The organism is Pseudarthrobacter sp. NS4, assembly GCF_024758005.1.
GTDB lineage: Bacteria > Actinomycetota > Actinomycetes > Actinomycetales > Micrococcaceae > Arthrobacter.
On sequence record NZ_CP103288.1, the window covers coordinates 3,437,874 to 3,455,439 of the forward strand.

12 protein-coding genes and 2 pseudogenes are annotated in these 17,566 nt (G+C 63.8%); 4 read left to right on the plus strand and 10 right to left on the minus strand.

The features are described from left to right. The first annotated feature begins 19 nt into the window (after positions 1 to 19). Positions 20 to 908: pseudogene (locus NXY83_RS16285) on the plus strand (IS5 family transposase). Between the two features lie 354 nt (positions 909 to 1,262). After that, positions 1,263 to 2,147 (plus strand): hypothetical protein, encoded by an 885-nt coding sequence (locus tag NXY83_RS16290; RefSeq protein WP_258803248.1) that lies wholly within the window; start codon positions 1,263 to 1,265, stop codon positions 2,145 to 2,147. 840 nt (positions 2,148 to 2,987) lie between these two features. Here the strand turns inward: NXY83_RS16290 and NXY83_RS16295 are convergent. After that, positions 2,988 to 4,187, minus strand: a pseudogene (locus NXY83_RS16295) (IS3 family transposase). 700 nt (positions 4,188 to 4,887) lie between these two features. Between NXY83_RS16295 and NXY83_RS16300 the strand changes: the two are divergent. Then, positions 4,888 to 7,029 carry a S8 family serine peptidase gene (locus NXY83_RS16300; RefSeq protein ID WP_258803249.1) on the plus strand — a complete coding sequence of 714 codons (2,142 nt, stop codon included), beginning with the start codon at positions 4,888 to 4,890 and terminating at the stop codon, positions 7,027 to 7,029. An 832-nt stretch (positions 7,030 to 7,861) separates the two neighbouring features. On the opposite strand, the gene NXY83_RS16305 is transcribed toward NXY83_RS16300, so the two are convergent. The 7 genes from NXY83_RS16305 to NXY83_RS16335 form a co-directional block, all read right to left on the minus strand. After that, on the minus strand, positions 7,862 to 9,364 hold the full coding sequence (locus NXY83_RS16305) for an HNH endonuclease signature motif containing protein (RefSeq protein WP_258803250.1): 1,503 nt from the start codon (positions 9,362 to 9,364) through the stop codon (positions 7,862 to 7,864). 156 nt (positions 9,365 to 9,520) lie between these two features. Further along, entirely contained in the window at positions 9,521 to 10,402 is an 882-nt protein-coding gene (locus NXY83_RS16310; RefSeq protein WP_258803251.1) for an IS110 family transposase, read from the minus strand. Next, positions 10,347 to 10,790 (minus strand): IS110 family transposase, encoded by a 444-nt coding sequence (locus NXY83_RS16315; protein ID WP_258803252.1) that lies wholly within the window; start codon positions 10,788 to 10,790, stop codon positions 10,347 to 10,349. The genes NXY83_RS16310 and NXY83_RS16315 overlap by 56 nt, the downstream gene beginning before the upstream one ends. Positions 10,791 to 11,028: 238 nt before the next feature. Further along, positions 11,029 to 11,901: a 3-hydroxyacyl-CoA dehydrogenase family protein gene (locus tag NXY83_RS16320; protein WP_258803253.1), complete on the minus strand. Its 873-nt coding sequence runs from the start codon at positions 11,899 to 11,901 to the stop codon at positions 11,029 to 11,031. Then, positions 11,901 to 12,713, minus strand: coding sequence for an enoyl-CoA hydratase/isomerase family protein (locus NXY83_RS16325; protein ID WP_258803254.1), 813 nt, complete (start codon positions 12,711 to 12,713; stop codon positions 11,901 to 11,903). Before NXY83_RS16325 ends, NXY83_RS16320 begins: the two co-directional genes overlap by 1 nt. Next, on the minus strand, positions 12,713 to 13,939 hold the full coding sequence (locus tag NXY83_RS16330) for a thiolase family protein (RefSeq protein WP_258803255.1): 1,227 nt from the start codon (positions 13,937 to 13,939) through the stop codon (positions 12,713 to 12,715). Before NXY83_RS16330 ends, NXY83_RS16325 begins: the two co-directional genes overlap by 1 nt. A 221-nt stretch (positions 13,940 to 14,160) precedes the next feature. Then, positions 14,161 to 14,619 carry an SRPBCC family protein gene (locus NXY83_RS16335; protein ID WP_258803256.1) on the minus strand — a complete coding sequence of 153 codons (459 nt, stop codon included), beginning with the start codon at positions 14,617 to 14,619 and terminating at the stop codon, positions 14,161 to 14,163. 108 nt (positions 14,620 to 14,727) lie between these two features. On the opposite strand from NXY83_RS16335, the gene NXY83_RS16340 reads away from it, so the two are divergent. Further along, a complete protein-coding gene (locus NXY83_RS16340; protein WP_258803257.1) occupies positions 14,728 to 14,904 on the plus strand; it encodes a CsbD family protein in 177 nt (58 codons plus the stop codon). 6 nt (positions 14,905 to 14,910) lie between these two features. Here NXY83_RS16340 and NXY83_RS16345 read toward each other — a convergent pair whose 3' ends face one another. Together NXY83_RS16345 and NXY83_RS16350 are read right to left on the minus strand one after the other, a co-directional pair. Beyond that, complete coding sequence (locus NXY83_RS16345; protein ID WP_258806280.1) at positions 14,911 to 15,966, minus strand: DNA polymerase IV; 1,056 nt, start codon at positions 15,964 to 15,966, stop codon at positions 14,911 to 14,913. A 136-nt stretch (positions 15,967 to 16,102) separates the two neighbouring features. Next, on the minus strand, positions 16,103 to 17,563 hold the full coding sequence (locus NXY83_RS16350) for an amino acid permease (protein ID WP_258803258.1): 1,461 nt from the start codon (positions 17,561 to 17,563) through the stop codon (positions 16,103 to 16,105). Positions 17,564 to 17,566 lie beyond the last annotated feature (3 nt).

Genomic DNA, 17,566 nt, shown 5'->3' on the forward strand with positions numbered 1-17,566 from the left:
GGTGTTCAAAGCTGGATGGATGGTTCGTTCGAATGTGATTTCAGATGAGTTGTGGACGGTTATCGAGCCTGTTCTTCCGACTGCGCAGAGCCGGCCAGGTAGGCCGTGGAATGATCACCGATTGACGCTGGAGGGCATCTGTTGGCGGTTCCGCACCGGTTCACCGTGGCGGGATCTGCCGGCAGTTTTCGGTGCCTGGCAATCGGTGTGGGAGCGGCATCGGCGGTGGTCTGCCGATGGATCGTATGAGCGGATGTTTGCCGCTGTGAAGGAATCCACCGGGGTAAATGACATCGAGCTGGAGTCGTTGCTTTCGGTTGATTCCACCAGTGTCCGGGCACATCAGCATGCCGCCGGAGCGCCAAAGCTGAAGGCTGATACCGGCCATACAGGGGGCAGGGTCGAGTTACAAGTTTCTGCCCAGTGAGCCTTCTGATCACGCCATTGGACGCTCCCGCGGCGGGCTGACAACCAAAATCCACGCCCTCGCTGACCGGGCCTGCGCACCGGTCACTCTGCTGCTCACTCCCGCCCAGGCGGGAGATAATCCGCAACTATTACCGCTGCTTGAAGCCCATAAGAACCAGGACGCCAACCCATTCCGCCTGCTCGCCGATAAGGCCTATTCGCATCCCTCCACGCGCAGCGAACTGCGCTCCCGCCGGATCAAGCACACCATCCCCGAACGCTCAGACCAGATCGAACGGCGCAAGGCCAAAGGCTCCGCCGGTGGCCGGCCACCGGCCTTCGATCCGGCGCTCTATAAAGACCGCAATACCGTCGAACGCGGATTCAACCGCCTCAAGCACTGGCGCGGCATCGCAACCCGATACGACAAATACGCCACTACGTTCCTCGGCGGAGTACTACTCACCGCGACGGTCACATTCCACCGAGTCCACAATTAACAGACACGGCCTAGGTGGGAGCCATGCCCGTCACCGGTCAGAATCGGTCGTTATTGACAGCGCACCGTCGCCAATGAGTGAGCGGTTCACGACAATGCTTCGCCCTGATTTCTGGGTCACTCGTCTGCCTTGGTCCTGACTCGCCCAACGCGCCGCGCCGCCTGTACGCATCAAGGCGTAGTCCTGTCTCCCTTTTATTAGTGACTGAAATAGGGGGCATGGGCCCTTTCGCGCCTTGCCGCCCGGGGCGTAAGGTCTTACCACCTTGAGACCAGACAAACGCCACGGTGTAGGGCGTGCATTGACACCAGAGGTGCCGTCCTGCGGGACCCACCTCATTTAAAGGAAACAATCATGAGAGATTTCATCACACGGGCCCGTTACGGGATGAAGGCGGCTTGCACGGTCCTGGCACTCCTTGGGCTGGTGGTCACAGGAATGACTCCGGTGGCGGCTGCGCCGCCATCCAAAAATACGGACCTTGTGGGCAACGACGTTTCCTGGCCCCAGTGCGGTAAGACCCTTCCCACCGGGCAGGCATTCGCGATCGTGGGCGTGACCGGCGGACTGGCCAATAACACCAACCCTTGCCTCGCTGAGCAACTCGCTTGGGCCGCTCGCTCTACCGGGGGAACTGTGCAGCCCAAGGTTGCTTTATACGTGAACACTGCCAATCCAGGACATGAGGGCACTTGGTGGCCGGCGTCCAACATCTACCCCGACGTGGAAGTCCCGAACCCTTACGGAGAATGCCGGGCGCCCGCTGGCGAGCCTGAAGGCCCAGTCGACCTCCCCTGCTCATACATGTACGGCTACGCAAAGGCTTATGACGACGCAACCATCCGAGGCGTCACGGACCCCGGCACCTATTTCTGGTGGCTGGATGTGGAAACAGACAACAGCTGGCAAACCGGCGCAGACGACAGCACAGCCTTGAACAGGGCGACCCTTGAAGGGATGGTCAACTACTTCAAGAGCATCACAGCCGGAGGTAAGGACGCCGAAGGTAAGGCCGCCGGTGTCGGTATCTACTCGACAAGCTATCAATGGGGAACCATCGCCGGGACCGTGCCATCCAGCAGCCCCCTCACGGGGCTGCCCAGTTGGCTTGCAGGAGCAAAGACCCTGCGGGGAGCGAAGTCGAACTGTTCTTTGCCTGGCTTGACCCCCGGCAGCCCGGTAACAGTAACGCAGTATGTCTCGGCCGGGCTCGACTACGACTACTCCTGCAAAGGCTGAACGCGAAGGCCGCAGCTTGGCCACAACTCACCATGAGGTGATCAGGCAGTGCCGCTAGGACGCCTCCTACCTCATAAGCGGTCGTTATTGACCTTCTAACCATCAAGATTGAGAGGTGGCTCTCCTGGACGTTGTCGCTGCGCTCTTGCCGGACGCAAGGACGTGGTTGCTGGCCAAGATACAAGAAGACACGGTCTTCGATTTCAGTGGAGGGCCGGCAAGTCACTAATCTTCGGATATGACACCCCCCCTGGTTCACCCGCAGCCGGTCCAATCTCGCGTCTGATCAGCAAATACCGGAACGGCAGGACTCCGACTCAGACTCGGACACTCAAGGGCGACAAGCGAGAGCTACGGTAAAGGCCGCCCAAATAGCCGCAGCTGCAACCATTGCCACCGTCATTGGGACAGGAGTCGCGCCCTATTTTCAAATAGAGACCCCAAAAGATGCAGCAAACACATCTTTCACCCCTTCACACAAACAGCACAAAAATTACTGGCCCAGTTCGATCAGTGTCAGGTGCTGGAAGCATCAAAACAACCCCCGGTACCCCCCCCATTGTGATGACCCTGAAATCCCCTATCGTGATGGCCTGTGTGCAAAACCCGCCGCACAGGACAGCCGTCGCAATTTCCCCCGGCTTTTTGCCGGAGGAGCGCCACAGAACGGTTGTATTTGATCTGCATGTACATGATTGGCTTTGATGCAACCTTCGTCCCTAACGCTGGCAGCAAGCGCTTCTTTGACATAGCGGAGGACCCAACTGGGTAGCGCCGGCGCCTCCTACACACTTTTCGCTCCGCCTTCAGTGGGGTTACCCGCAAATCGTGGACAGTTGATCAGGCGGCTTGTGCCGGCTGAGGTTTATTGCTGGTGAGGAACTGTTCGTGTTCCACTGGCGTGGTGTAGCCCAGGGCTGAGTGGAGCCGTGAGCGGTTGTAGAACTCCTCGATCCAGCGTCCGGTTTCCCGGATCGCGTCCTGCCTGGTTGCCCACCGGCGCCGGTCGTAGAACTCGGTCTTCAGGGTGGACCAGAACGATTCCTGCATCGCGTTGTCCCAGCACACGCCTGTCCGCCCGACGGACTGCCTGATGCCCAGTCCGGAGCAGACGGCGTTGAGCTGGGACGAGGTGTACTGAGTGCCCCGGTCGGCATGGAACACGACCCCGGCCGGGCCGCCACCGCGCAGGATGTAGGCCATCCGCAGCGCCCGCTCCACCAGGCTGGTGGTTTGGACCGAGTCCATTGCCCCATCCGATCACGCGCCGGGAACAGGCATCCCTGACAGCACACAAGTACACCCAGCCTTCACCGGTGCGCAGGTAGGTGATGTCCGAGATCCACACCGTATCCAAGGCCCCGGTATCCCACTTCCTGGCCACCAGATCCGGGATCGAATGCACCCGCGCGTCACCGATCGGCGCTACCGGCCGGAACCGCCGCGGCGAGATCCCTTCCAGACCCTGCCGGCGCATAGAGGCGGCCACACTCTTCCGGTCAACGCCGGTCCCGTTCCTGGCCAACGCGGCCTGCACCCGCGGCGCCCCATAGGTCCCGTACGATTCGGCGTGAGCCCTCCGTACCATGGCGTCAAACTCCGCCCGCTCTGCGATCCTCGCCGGTGACTCTGACTCACGGCGCCGGCGCCAGGCGTAGAACCCGGAGCGGGACACCCGCAAAAGCCTGGCCATCCGCTGGACCGGGTAATTAGCCTTCTCGGCCTCCATCAGCTCGAAGCATTCCGATTCTGCTGCTTGGAGGCGAAGAAGGCTGCGGCTTTTCCCAGGAACTCGTTATCCATCCGCAACTGCGCGTTTTCCCGGCGCAAACGCTCCAGCTCAGACTTCTCCGTCTCAGCCGCCGCGAACTCCTCAGGAGCCGCCAACCGGGCCCGTTCCTGGGCAACCCACCGGCCCAGCAACTGCTCACCCAGGCCCAACTCCCGGGCCACCGGCGCGACCGGTCTGCCCGTATCGATGACAAGGCGCGCAGCCTCCCGCCGATACTCCGGAGTGAATTTACGTCGTGTCGTGCTCACAAGAACACCTTCCCGCAGAATCCCAGGATCCCGCTACTTCAGGTGTCCACCAACAGAGGTTAACCCCATTCAGACCGAAAGAAAGGCGAGGTGAGTGCTCTCGGGCCGTATGAAAACCCGGGCACTAGCGCATGTTTTGCACACGCGATTCCCTGTGTCCACAGGAATTCTGCAGGTTCGACACAGGATCCTCCTTCAACTGCATAACATGCGATATTTTGAAGTTATCGGCGAGGTACCCCGCATATTTGGAAGCTTCCCAGCCACGTTTTGAAAGGCACGGCAATTGGTCTCAGCCACAAGCCATTCGATAGAAAGTACTCTCAATGGCCAGATTCACCAGGGTCTGCGGTATGGCGTCGGTCGCTCGTCCGAAACAGCGCCCCTACCTTTGCCATCTCGGATATGGGGCTGCCGCGCATCGACGGGGTTTAACGGTTTCACGTCGTATTCGTGCACTCAGCGGCACCTACTAATCATGCCCACGGGTGTGTGTTGACCGTGCGATTAGACACTGCAGGTCGCAGCCGCATCTCCGTTTGAAGTCCGGGCCGCTCTTTTCTGCGGGACGGACTGCGGTCGCCCGTTCTCAGTCGCGGCATATTTGCCGTTTTGAGGGACGTGTGTTGCCTCTACGTCCAGCTTCTTCTGCATAAACATCCACTTGTTCAAGCTCGGCCGTCGGTCGATAGGAGGACACATGTCATTACGGAAACGCCTCGAGTGCTCGATTGGCGTCGTACTGGTTGTGACGGCTGCTGTTACGCTCATGGCCCCTCCGGCTATGGCAAGCACCCCGACGGTGGCGGTCGATCCGCTCCTCTGGCCCGGAGGAAACGACAAAGTGCTCCCGTCTGTCTCCGGCACGTCCCAGACACCGGCGCCGGCGCCTATCCCCGCGTCTGCCCCCTCTGCCGAGGTTCTCGCACCTGGACCGCTGATTCCCGTAATAGAGGCACCGAAAGAGACCGCTGGTAAGGGCACAGCCCCAACTGCCGCCCCCTTGGCCGGTGACAGTAGCCGGTACCTGGTCAGCTTCCATAAAGGTGCCAGCGTAGCTGAGGAGGCCAAGTCCCTACGCTCACAGGGGGTTGGCGTGGAAAGGACCTTCTCCGCAGCGGTACAGGCAGCGGTCATCACCGCCACCAAAGAACAGGCTGCCTCCCTGGCCCACTCTGCCCGGGTGTCCGCCATCGAACTCGACGCTCCCGTTTCCCTATACGAGACCCAGCAGTCGCCACCGTGGGGCCTGGACAGAATTGACCAGGAGTCACTCCCGTTCTCTGGCACCTTCACGCCACCAGCCACCGGATCGGGCGTGAATGTGTACGTTATCGACACTGGCGTGTTGGCTGCCCATACTGATTTCGGTGGCCGGGTAACTGCGGGCTGGACTGCAATTGTCGACGGCCGGGGCAGCAGCGACTGCAACGGCCACGGCACCCATGTGGCCGGAACCATCGCCGGAAAGTCCTATGGGGTAGCCAAAGCGGCCACCATCATTCCCGTGCGTGCCCTCGCCTGCGACGGCTCGGGCTTCTACTCCGACGTCATCGCTGGCCTTGACTGGATAGCGTCCCACCATGCTGAAGGAACACCCGCCGTGGTCAACCTCAGCCTTGGCGGTCCCGTCAGCGCTGTGTTGGACGCTGCTGTCCGGGGAGTCATCAGCGACGGCGTTACAGCTGTCGTGGCTGCCGGCAACGCCGCGATCGACGCCTGCAACGCTTCCCCGGCGCGGGTGCCTGAAGCCCTGACTGTCGCAGCGAGCGATTCCTCGGATCGACAGGCATCGTTCTCAAATCACGGGAGCTGTGTGGACCTGTACGCGCCCGGCGTCGGCATTCAGTCCGCTGTCCACACCTCGACGACGGCGATAGCCACAATGAGCGGGACCTCCATGGCGTCTCCGCACGCTGCAGGTGCTGCCGCCGTTGCCTTGTCCTTGACGCCTGGATCGACGCCGGCAGGGATAACTACCGAATTGACCTCCGCGGCTATTTCCGGTCTTATCACAAACACCTCAGCCGGTACCCCTAATCGCCTGCTCAACACCGGAACAGTCCCCCGATTGTTGGCTCCCTCTGCGGCAGCAAGGGACTTTACCGGCGACGGCATGGCCGACCTGCTGTCCCGGGACAGCAGCGGAGTCCTCTGGACCTACCCCGGGACCGGAACCGGCCTCTTCGGCTGGCGCATCAAAGTCGGCGAAGGCTGGAACGTCATGACCGCCATCAGCGCCGCCGGAGACCTCACCGGAGACGGCAAACCCGACCTCACCGCCCGCGACACCAACGGCACCCTCTGGACCTACCCCGGCACCGGAACCGGCCTCTTCGGCTGGCGCATCAAAGTCGGCGAAGGCTGGAACGTCATGACCGCCATCAGCGCCGCCGGAGACCTCACCGGAGACGGCAAACCCGACCTCACCGCCCGCGACACCAACGGCACCCTCTGGACCTACCCCGGCACCGGAACCGGCCTCTTCGGCTGGCGCATCAAAGTCGGCGAAGGCTGGAACGTCATGACCGCCATCAGCGCCGCCGGAGACCTCACAGGCGACGGCAAACCCGACCTCACCGCCCGCGACACCAACGGCACCCTCTGGACCTACCCCGGCACCGGAACCGGCCTCTTCGGCTGGCGCATCAAAGTCGGCGAAGGCTGGAACGTCATGACCGCCATCAGCGCCGCCGGAGACCTCACCGGAGACGGCAAACCCGACCTCACCGCCCGCGACACCAACGGCACCCTCTGGACCTACCCCGGCACCGGAACCGGCCTCTACGACTCCCGCATCAAAGTCGGCGACGGCTGGAACGTCATGACCGCCATCAGCTAATACTCCGGATTGGTTAGGAGAGACCTGCAGCACGAAGCCAGGATCAAAGTTCTGAAACTGCGCTCATCCTTGACCCATCGACCGCCGCCACCTCGGAAGAAGCTCATCCCGCCTTGCCAGGCGTTCCTGGTACAGCGTGCCTTCTTCAGGGCATACCGCTGACCTGATAGCCACTTGCCCAGCGCGAACTCCTCAGTTGGCGTGGCTGAGCCCATGGTTGGAAGCTGGCCCTACCTCTGCACGTGCTCCAGAATTTGTTCCAACCGGCTGTTCCAACATCCGCTGTCACGGGCAGGACGGCGGCGCCAGCCTGGCAGCACGTTGTTCAACTTGGCTATACGTTTCCGTATGCTGACGGTCGCGGTTTGCCGTCCGGGTTGCAGCTTGACGGTACAGCCAGTTCGCCAGGCTACGCTCGGCATCGTTGGGAGACACGCTCGATGGCCACCTGCCGCGGTCGGTTTTGAATTGAACCACGCGGGCCAGCATCTGGTCCCAGCTGGGACGTACCCGGTAGGGCGAGCTCCAGCCGGGCAGCGCCCTTTCCAACTTTTCACCCCTCTCCGGCAGGAGCAGCCCGTTCCGCAAGCTGGCTTTCTGAGGCCGGAACCAGAAAGTCAGCAGTCGCTCCCCCGGGTCTTCGGAGTATCGCGAAGGAACCCGGTTGTGCTCCCTGACGAAGCGAACGTAATCGTCGAGCTGTTCGTCCCAATCACGCCGAGGAGCTACACCCGGATCTCGGGCTGAGGCCCCCACGGCCCCCAATTTCTCCACATCCTGATTCCTGCCTTCCCCGGCAGAACGGGTACCTCGTTCCGTGCCGCTGTGCCTACTAGGCCCTGTCCTCTCTGGGATGCAGGAGGCGTTCCAGGCCGTCCTGGCACAGTGATAGGCCGACCGACACAAAATCCGTGTGGCCATAAGGAGCGCTGCGTGGTGCTGAATACGGCCTCTTCGCCTTTGATGCCGCCTCAGGCGGTTCGAGCCTTAGTTGCTGGGGCCAGTGGGGTGGTTCCCAGTCCTGGTGTTCGCTTTTGTATTGTCTGCCGGTGGGTGAGGTCCAGCCGGGTGGTTCGTTCTTTGTTGCCGTTGTTGGTTTCCATCCGCTGGCGTGTTTGAGGCGGTGATGTTTGGGACAGGGCTGGCCGAGGTTGCTGATCCCGGTGGTTCCGCCCTGGTGCCAGGCCAGGACGTGGTCTGCTTCGTTGTCCAGGGAGTGGTTGGAGCAGCCGGGGAACGGACACTTGGCGTCCCGCATCTGCAGCCAGCGCCGGATGGTCTTGGTGACCCGGTAACTGCTGCGGCCGATTTCCAGCGGCGCCCCGTCCCTTGGGTCAACCAGGACCCGGTGAAACGAGTCCGCACCGTCCGCGACGAGTCTTCTTGCCATCGAAGCCGGGATGGGCCCGTGCCCGTCGAGCACTGCCGGTTCATCGGTGAGACCGAGCAGGGAAAACACCGGGACGGTAACAAGCACCTGGGCTTGCGGGGAGGGGACGTCCGCTGGGCCGCCGCCGAGGCCCTGGCCGTTCCTGAGGACCGCGACGGCGAAGATATCAGCCCGGAGCTGGGGAAGGGTGCGGGCCTCCTCCGGGCCCTGCATGCCCCGGGCGATGGCGGTGCTGCGGTTCCACATCGCCGACGCTGTATCAGCCGGCAGGTAGGCGTTGAACCAGGCCATCCCGTCCTGATCCGGACGGTGTTCAACCCGCCGGTCCGCCACACCTTTGGCATAGCGCTTCTCAAGACTTTCCGGGTGGTGGCGTTCGCGCCAGGTCCGGGCCTTGTGCCGGAACCGGTGAGCCACCAGCTCACCCGGAGCCACACCCCGGGCCGGGTTATCTGCTTTCAGGCCCAGTAAATGCGCCTCCAACGCCGCGGCACCGGCAGGATCCAGGGTGGCGGTTTCCTCGACCATCGCCTTGGCGTGCGCCCATGACAGGCTCCCGTCCTGCAACCCCGCCAGCGTCAGCGGCAAGATAGTGGTCAGCACCCGGGCCTGGGTCAGCAAGGCACCCGCGGCCCTCTCACCAATAGTCAGCACGCCGGCAACCTCCGCAGCCACCGCCATCTCCCGCGCCTGCGGCGACAGAGCCGCCGGCGCCACGGCCTGGGCGCACTCCGCGTACTTTGCGGCAGCCTGGGCCTTCAGCGCCGCCATCCGCGCCTCCGACCCCGCAACACCAGCAAGGATATCCAGGCAACCATCCGCCAAACCACGCAAAGGATCCACAACCGAAAACTGCCCCGAACCCGCATCAGCTACCTCCGCAGCAAGCACAGCGAGAGCGGCATGGATGTCCTCAAATGCCCGCACCACCGCTGCGCTTCCCATAAAGACATCATCCTGCGAGGGTCTGACATTCCGAGCTGAAGTGCCCAGGCAAACGCGAAGGACCTAGTCCGAAAATGAGATGCGGCGCCTGTGGTTGGCGCGGGTGTGGGTGTCCGGGGCAAAGTAGAGCCGTCGGCGAGTCCTGAAGATTGGAACTTAGGCTGCCCGGGTCAGGGTGACGGTGTAGCCGAGGGCTTCGAGTTGGCGGACGTGGTTGCGTTTGCTGGTATCGGGGTTGGTGTGGCGGCTGAAGTGATCGGCGCCGAGGTCGCGGAAACGTACATTGGGATCCTGCAGCAGGTGCCAGACGATGACGAGGATGGAACGTCCGATGGCGACTATGGCGCGTTTCCTGCCTCGTCGCCGGGCGATCCTTCGGTAGCGTTCGCCCAGGAACGTATCTGTCTTTCCGGCCACGACGGCTGCCTCTCCCAGGACCCGGGCGAGATAGCGGTTGCCATGCCCGGTCGAGCCGTTGCCCTTAGTCTTCCCGGCGGAGGAATTGATGCCTGGAGAGAACTTCGACCAGGAACAGAGGTGCCCCGCGGTTGGGAACCGGGTCATGTCGGCCCCGATTTCGGCCAGGATAATGGCGGCGGCGACGGGGCCGATGCCCGGGATCTCATCCAGATGCTCCGCCGCCCCCGCGAAAGGGGCCAGTTGCACCTCGATCTGTTCATCGACCGCCGTGATATCGGCATCGATCCCGTCGATCCTGGCCAGCATCCGTGCCAGCAGGAAGCGGTGGTGGTCATCAAAGTGGCCGCTGAACGCCTCCTCGAGTTCGCTGATCTTCTTCCGCATGCTTGCCCGCGCCAACTGGGCGAGCACTTTCGGATTCCGTTCGCCGGCGATGAGCGCCGCCATCATCTCCCGGCCGGACACCCCGAAAATATCCGAAGCCACGACGGAGAGTTTGATGCACGCGTCCTCAAGGAGTTTTTCGACCCGGTTCTTTTCTGCCGTCCGCGCCCCGACGAGGTCAATCCGGTACCGGGTCAGGTCCCGCAGCCGCCGGATCGGGGCGGCGCGGGACAAAACTGGGCCGCAGCATCTGCCGTTCGGCGACTTTGCACAGCCAGACCGAGTCGAGCACGTCGGTTTTGGGACGTCCCGGCAGATGCCTAACGTCGCGCGCGTTGACCAGCCACGGTTCGAGCCCGTGAGCCTCGAGGAGATAGAACACCGGCTTCCAGTAATCGGAGGTTGCCTCCATCACCACCCGCTCGATCCGGAGATCGACCAGATGGTTGGCCAGTTCCCCCAGGGATCGGCTCATGGTCGAATGCGTGGACACCTCCTGTAACCGCTTCTGCGGGTTCCCGACCGCCGGGACCCGGACACAACACACGAGTTCGGCTTTGCCTATATCCAGGGCCGCGACCCTGGCAATGATCTGCTCCTCATCCTGGGATTCGGCCAGCATGGCCTACTCATCTCCTCACCCGACGCCCCGCTGAATGGATAAGCGGCCGCCCGTGGGATCACCGGGAAAATCGGAATCTAGTCCTCGTTCTCGGCTAACGAAACAGTGAAGGGCCCACAGCGTGATCCCCAGCGCCCGGCTAGCTGACGGCCTGAATGAACCATAGAACCACGGCGTCGGCAGGCGACCACAAGGACATTTTCAGCCCGGAACGGGCGTCCCGCAAGGGACACAAAGGCTAGCTGGACCAGTCAAAAAAACCCTTGCCGGTCTTGCGGCCCAGTTCGCCGCGCGCCACCTTGTCCCTGAGGATCTGCGGCGGGGCGAAGCGCTCCCCCAGCGTGGAGTGCAGGTACTCCGCGATGCCCAGCCGGACATCCAGCCCCACGATGTCAGTGGTCCTGAGGGGCCCGGTGGGGTGCTTATAACCCAGGACCATGGCGGCGTCGATGTCCTCCGCAGAGGCAACACCCTCCTCCACCATGCGCATCGCCTCAAGGGCGATCGCTACGCCCAGGCGCGAGGACGCGAACCCGGGGGCATCATTCACGACGACGGCGGTCTTGCCGAGTGCCTCCACCCACCCCTTTGCCGCAGCGGCGAGGGCGGGGGAGGTGCGTTCGCCGAGCACCACTTCGATAAGGGTGGACGCAGGCACCGGGTTGAAGAAATGCAGGCCCAGGAAGTTTTCCGGCCGTTCCAACTGACCGGCCAGGCCATTGACGGACAGCGACGACGTATTGGACGCCAGGTATGCGTCGTCGGCCAGCCGTTCCTCAATGCCCCGGAGCGCTGTGACCTTCAGGGCCCAGTCCTCCGGCACGGCCTCGACCACGAGCTGCCGGCCTTTGAAGGCGTCGTAATCCACGCCGACAGCCAGGCGGGAAGCCATCTCGTCCAGGTTGGCGTCCGTGGCGCCCCGTTCGATGCTCTTCGCGGCGGCTGTTTCAACCCGTTCACGGGCAGCCTCGGCGGACTGTTCGTCGCGTTCGACCACCAGCACGTCGGCGCCCTTGACCAGGAAGGCGTGGGCGATTCCCGCACCCATGCGGCCGCCGCCCAGGACGCCAATCTGCGCGGGCAGGCCTGGAGCACGTTGGGAAGTATTCATCAGTTCTTCTTTCCGGTCTCGTCCGTGGCCGCCCGGCCGGCTTTCTTTTCGGCATTCCTGTCGAGGAATTTCTGCATTCTGTCGAACTTGGCCTGGGACTCAAAGAGGATGCCTTGGGCCAGCTGGTCGATGAGGGGATGGGCTTCCGCCGGGGCATGGAATACGGACTTGGTGATCCGGACAGCCAGCGGGTCCTGCCGGCCAATGCGGTCCGCGAGGCTGTGTGCTGCCTCCAGGAGGCTGCCCGCGTCATGTATTTCGGTAATGAGGGTGGCTGCCAGGGCCTCCCCGGCATCGAGGACCCGGCCGGCGAGGAGGATCTGCTTGGCGATCGGCTCCCCCACCAGTTCCTTGAGCCGCCAACTGGCGCCGGCCGCGGCAAGGATGCCAAGCCCGGTCTCCGGGTTGCCGATGCGGACGCTGGGCGTCCCGATCCGGAAGTCCGCGGCGTACGCGAGCTCCGCCCCGCCGCCGAGGCAGTAGCCGTCCAGGGCGGCGATGACGGGCAGGGGGAGCTTTGCGATCCGGACGAAGATAGTGGAGTTGATGCCCTGCAGCGCGTCATCCCTGCGCCGCTCACGCAACTGGGCTATGTCCGCACCGGAGGCAAAGACGCCGTCCACGCCGGCGATGATCAGGACTTTGGGATTCTGCTCAAGGGCGGTGCAGACAATATGCAGCTCGTCCACCATTTGCTGGTCGATGGCGTTGCGCACCTCGGGCCGGTTGAGCAGCACCACCACGCGGTCGCCGCGTTCCTCCACCAGGAGCGCATGGAACTTTTCGGCTGACAGGTCCACTGCGTCCGGCATCAGACCTTCTCCAGCAGCATTGCGGTGCCCTGGCCCACGCCGATGCACATGGTGGCCAGGCCCACCTTGGCGTCCTCACGCTCCATCCGGCCCAGCAGCGTAATAGCGATCCGGGCCCCGCTGGAACCCAGCGGGTGCCCCAGTGCAATGGCACCGCCGTCGAGGTTCACAATGTCCGGTTCCAGTCCGAGCCGGCGGATGCAGGCCAGGGACTGAGTGGCAAAGGCTTCATTAAGTTCGACGGCGGCCAGGTCATCTACGCTGAGGCCGCTCCGCTTGAGGACTTTCTGCGTGGCGGGCACGGGGCCGATCCCCATGATTTCGGGCTCACAGCCGGCAGAGGCACCGTCGATGATGCGGGCCCGCGGCTTCAGGCCGAGCCGTTCAATGGCGGCTTCCGACGCCACAATGATGGCCGAGGCGCCGTCGTTGAGGGACGAGGAGTTGCCGGCGGTGACCACGGAGCCGCCGTTCGCCACAGGTTTCAGGTTCGCAAGGACGTCCATGGTGGTGCCGGCCCTGGGCCCTTCGTCCGTGTCCACCACGTGTTCGGACTTGCGGGTCTTGACCGTGACCGGGACAATTTCGTCCTTGAACCGGCCTGCTTCGATGGCGGCGAGGGAACGTTCGTGGGAGCGGACGGCGAAGGCGTCTGCGTCTTCCCGCGAGATGTTGTCCACGCGGGCCACTTCCTCCGCCGTTTCCGGCATGGAGTACGTCATTTTGCCGTCGCGCGACAGCCCGCCGTGCTGGAAGTGCGGGTTGGTGAACCGCCAGCCGATGGAGGTATCAAAGATCTGGCCCGGCTTGGCGAAGGCGCTGGTGGGCTTTTCCTGCACCCAGGGAGCGCGGCTCATGGATTCCACGCCACCGGCGATGACGATATCCGCAGCCCCGGCCTTGATCATGTGGCTGGCTTGGATGATGGCACTCAGGCCGGAGGAGCAGAGCCGGTTGACGGTGATGCCGGGGATGTGGAGCGGGAGCCCGGCCAGCAGGGTGGCCATCCGGGCCACGTTGCGGTTCTCTTCGCCGGCGCCGTTGGCGTTGCCCAGAATGACTTCGTCGATGCTGTCCGGGTCGAGGCCCGCGCGGTTCACCGCTTCCCGGATCACGAGGGCCGCCATATCGTCGGGGCGGACATACGACAGGGCGCCGCCGTACTTGCCGACCGGCGTTCGTACCCCGCCTACAAGGAAAGCTTGCGGACCTGCGGTTGCAGCCATGGAAACACCCTTCACGCGATAAACAGCACTGTCATCGGCGCCCGGCACAGCAGATTCCTCCACTTACCGACCGTTCGTTCTGTAAATAGTACACGGAGAGGCTGCCGTTGCGTACCTCCGGTGGTGCGGTTAGAGGACCGTCATGCCCAGATGGGCCGCCAGCAGCGGCGCGGCGACCTTCGGGCCGGCTGCCTTCTTCGCCCCGGTCCGGGCATCAGCCACTACAGTGATTCGGCCTTGCCCGCGATCTCCGCCAGGTCCTTGGCAAGTGCTTTGCGGGTGACCGCCATCCCGATCTTCCCGAACAGCGTCATCATGATGCCGCTTGCGGCGGTGGGCTTGAGGACCTCCGCCCCGAACGTGAGGGTAAGGTCGGTTCCGCCGTCACGCGGGGAAAGGCTGAACCGCGTGCTGTAATCCGCCCCACCCTGGACGGCCTTTACCGTGGTGCTGCGCGGCGGATCGGCCTGGGCCACCCACATTTCCACAGTTTCCGACCGGCCCAGCATTTTCCGGGTCTCCTTCCACCGCGTACCTTCCCCATAGGGGCCGTCGGTGAGGAGCTGCACTGCCTCCACCCCTGACAGTGTTGCCGGCGAACCGGGAATGTCCGTGATGACGGACCACACTTTTTCAGGTGGCGCCTGGATGTGCTGGGTGAGGCTTGTAGTGTGGTCCATGAATTGAGCCTAGCCGCGGGCACTGACAATCCCCCTAAAATAGTAAGCCAGCTTCGTGTTACCGTGAAAATGCCTGTTTGATCAACGGAAACGAAAGGAGGCCTCACCATGGGCCTCGGAGACAAGATCAGTAACGCAGCAGAAGGCCTGGGCGGCAAGGCCAAGGAGGCTGCGGGCAACGCAACCGGCAATGACCGCCTGAAGGCAGAAGGCCAGGCCGACCAGGTCAAGGCGGACGCCAAGAAGGTCGGCGAAAGTGTCAAAGACGAGTTCAAGCGCGACTAACGCCCGTCACCATCCGCTGCGCGTCGGGGTGTGCCCCTGCCTGGACTCTTCGGGCATCGTCATTTCGGCCCGCAGCCCGAGGAGCCGGATGGGGCGGCCGGCCTCGATCTTCGCCACAAGCTCCAGCGCGCGGGCAAGCACTTCTGCGGGGTCGGAAGTCTCGGGGATCTTCCGGGCGTAGGTCTTGGTGAGGAACGGGGCGTAGCGGACCTTGAGCGTCAGCCCGACCACCGGCCGCCCCTCGGCGGCGACATCCTCCAGCACGCGCGCCGCCAAGTCCCTGATCGCGTGGTCAATCTGCCCGGATTCGGTCAGGTCGCGCTGGAACGTGGTCTCCCGGCTGTGCCCGCGTGCCACCCAGGGCGTGTCATCGACTGTCCGCGCGCCGTCGCCCCGTCCGAGCTGCGCATACCAGGGACCCATCTTCGGGCCGAACTCCGGGACCAGGTCATCAGGATCGGACGCCGCAAGGTCGGCGACCGTTTCGATGCCGAGCGTGGCAAGGCGGCGGGACACCTTGGTTCCCACACCCCACAGCTCAATCGTCGGCCGGCTCCCCATGACATCGAGCCAGTTGTCTTCCGTGAGCCGGAAGACGCCGGCGGGTTTGCCGAAAGACGTCGCTACCTTGGCGCGGACCAGGGTGTCACCTACCCCCACACTGCAGTGCAGCCGGGTCTCCTCAAGTACAGCCCGCTGCAGTTGCCGGGCGTAGGCCTCGGGATCCTCCGCCTGCACCCCCACGAACGCTTCATCCCAGCCGAGCACCTGGACCGTAGCGCCCGGTTGCGAGCGCAGCACCGACATGACTTTTTCGGACGCAGCGAGGTAGGCGTCCTGGTCGACGGGCAGGATCACGGCGTCCGGCACTTTCCGTGCGGCAACGCGCAGCGGCATCCCCGAACCGACGCCGTACGCCCTGGCTTCGTAGGACGCCGTGGACACCACCGCCCGTTCGGTCGGATCGCCGCGGCCGCCAACGATCACCGCCTTGCCCGCGAGCTCGGGCCGGCGGAGCACTTCGACGGCAGCGATGAACTGGTCAAGGTCCACATGCAGCAGCCACGGTTTGCCCACACGCCCCAGTCTGCCGCGGCCGGGCGCTCCGCACCACCGTTTCCCGCACCGGCTCGATACGACGACGGCGGGATCCCCTCCCAGGGAATCCCGCCGTCGTCGTACTGCTGCGGGCGAACCGTTAGCTGTACAGGGCGTTCTTCGGCTCGTTCTGCTTGACCTTCTGCCAGCCCAGCCAGAGGAGCAGGGCGAAGAACGGGATGGTGGCCAGGGTCCACAGGCCCAGGTAGAACACCTCGCCGCTCTTGCTGGTCATCGTGTCGAAGCCGATCAGCACGACGATCACCAGCAGCGCGACCAGGCCGGCCCAGCTGGTCCACGGCGAACCGGGCATTGGCAGGCTGGAGGTGATTCCCTTCTTGTGGCGCAGTGCGATCTGGCTGGCGAAGATGGCGCCCCAGGTGAAGATCACGCCGATGGAGGCGGTGTTCAGCGCCAGATCGAAGGCGTGGGAGCCGCCCAGCCAGATGTTGAGCAGGATGCCGACAAGGTAGAAGGCAGCGATGGCCAGGATCGCCGCGTACGGGACGTGCCGCTTGGACATCCTGGTGAGCCACTGCGGGGCGTGGCCATTGTTGGCCATGGTGCGGAAGACGCGGCCGATCGAGTACAGGCCGGAGTTGCAGGAGGAAAGGGCGGCGGTGATGACGATCATGTTCATCACGTCACCCACCCAGGCCAGCCCCATCTGCCCGAAGACCGTGACGAACGGCGACGTGCCGGCCACGTACTGGTCGGAGGGCAGCAGCATTGCCAGCAGGGTCACGGAACCGACGTAGAACACCACGATGCGGACGACGACGGCGCGGATCGCCTTGGGCACTTCGCGCTGCGGGTTCTGCATTTCGCCGGCGGTGATGCCCACGAGTTCGATGCCGTTGTAGGCGAAGATGACGGCGTTGAGGACCAGGACCATCACCAGTGCGCCCTTGGGGAACATGCCGCCTTCTTCGGCGAACAGGTTCGCCACGGAGGCGTTGCCGTCACCTACCTGGGCGTTGGTGACGACCATGAACGTGCCTACGGCCAGGAAAATAAGGATTGCGCCCACTTTGAGGCAGGAGGCCCAGAACTCGAATTCACCGAACGCCTTGACGCTCAGCAGGTTCACTGCCACCAGGAGCGCCAGCGCGGCGATGGCCGAGGCTTCCACGGGAACGTTGGGGAAGAAGAACTGGAAGTACAGGCCGATCGCGATGAGTTCGGCGATGCCGGTCATGCCCCAGTTGATGAAATACATCCAGCCGGACAGGAACGCGCCCTTCTTGCCGAACATCTCGCCCGCGTAGCTGACGAACGAGCCGGAGGTCTGGCGGTACATGATGAGTTCACCCAATGCCCGCATGAGCAGGTAGGCGATGACGCCGGCGATGGCGTAGGAGAAGATCAGGGCCGGGCCGGTGGAGGCAAGGCGGCCGCCGGCGCCCATGAAGAGGCCGACGCCGATGGCGCCGCCCATGGCGATCATGGTGACGTGGCGCCTGCCCAGCGTCTTGCTGTAGCCCTCGGCGCTGAGGGTGGGGTCGACGGCGGTGGATGGTGCCGTGCGGTTCTGGAGATCTGCGGGGGTACTTTGAGGCACAAC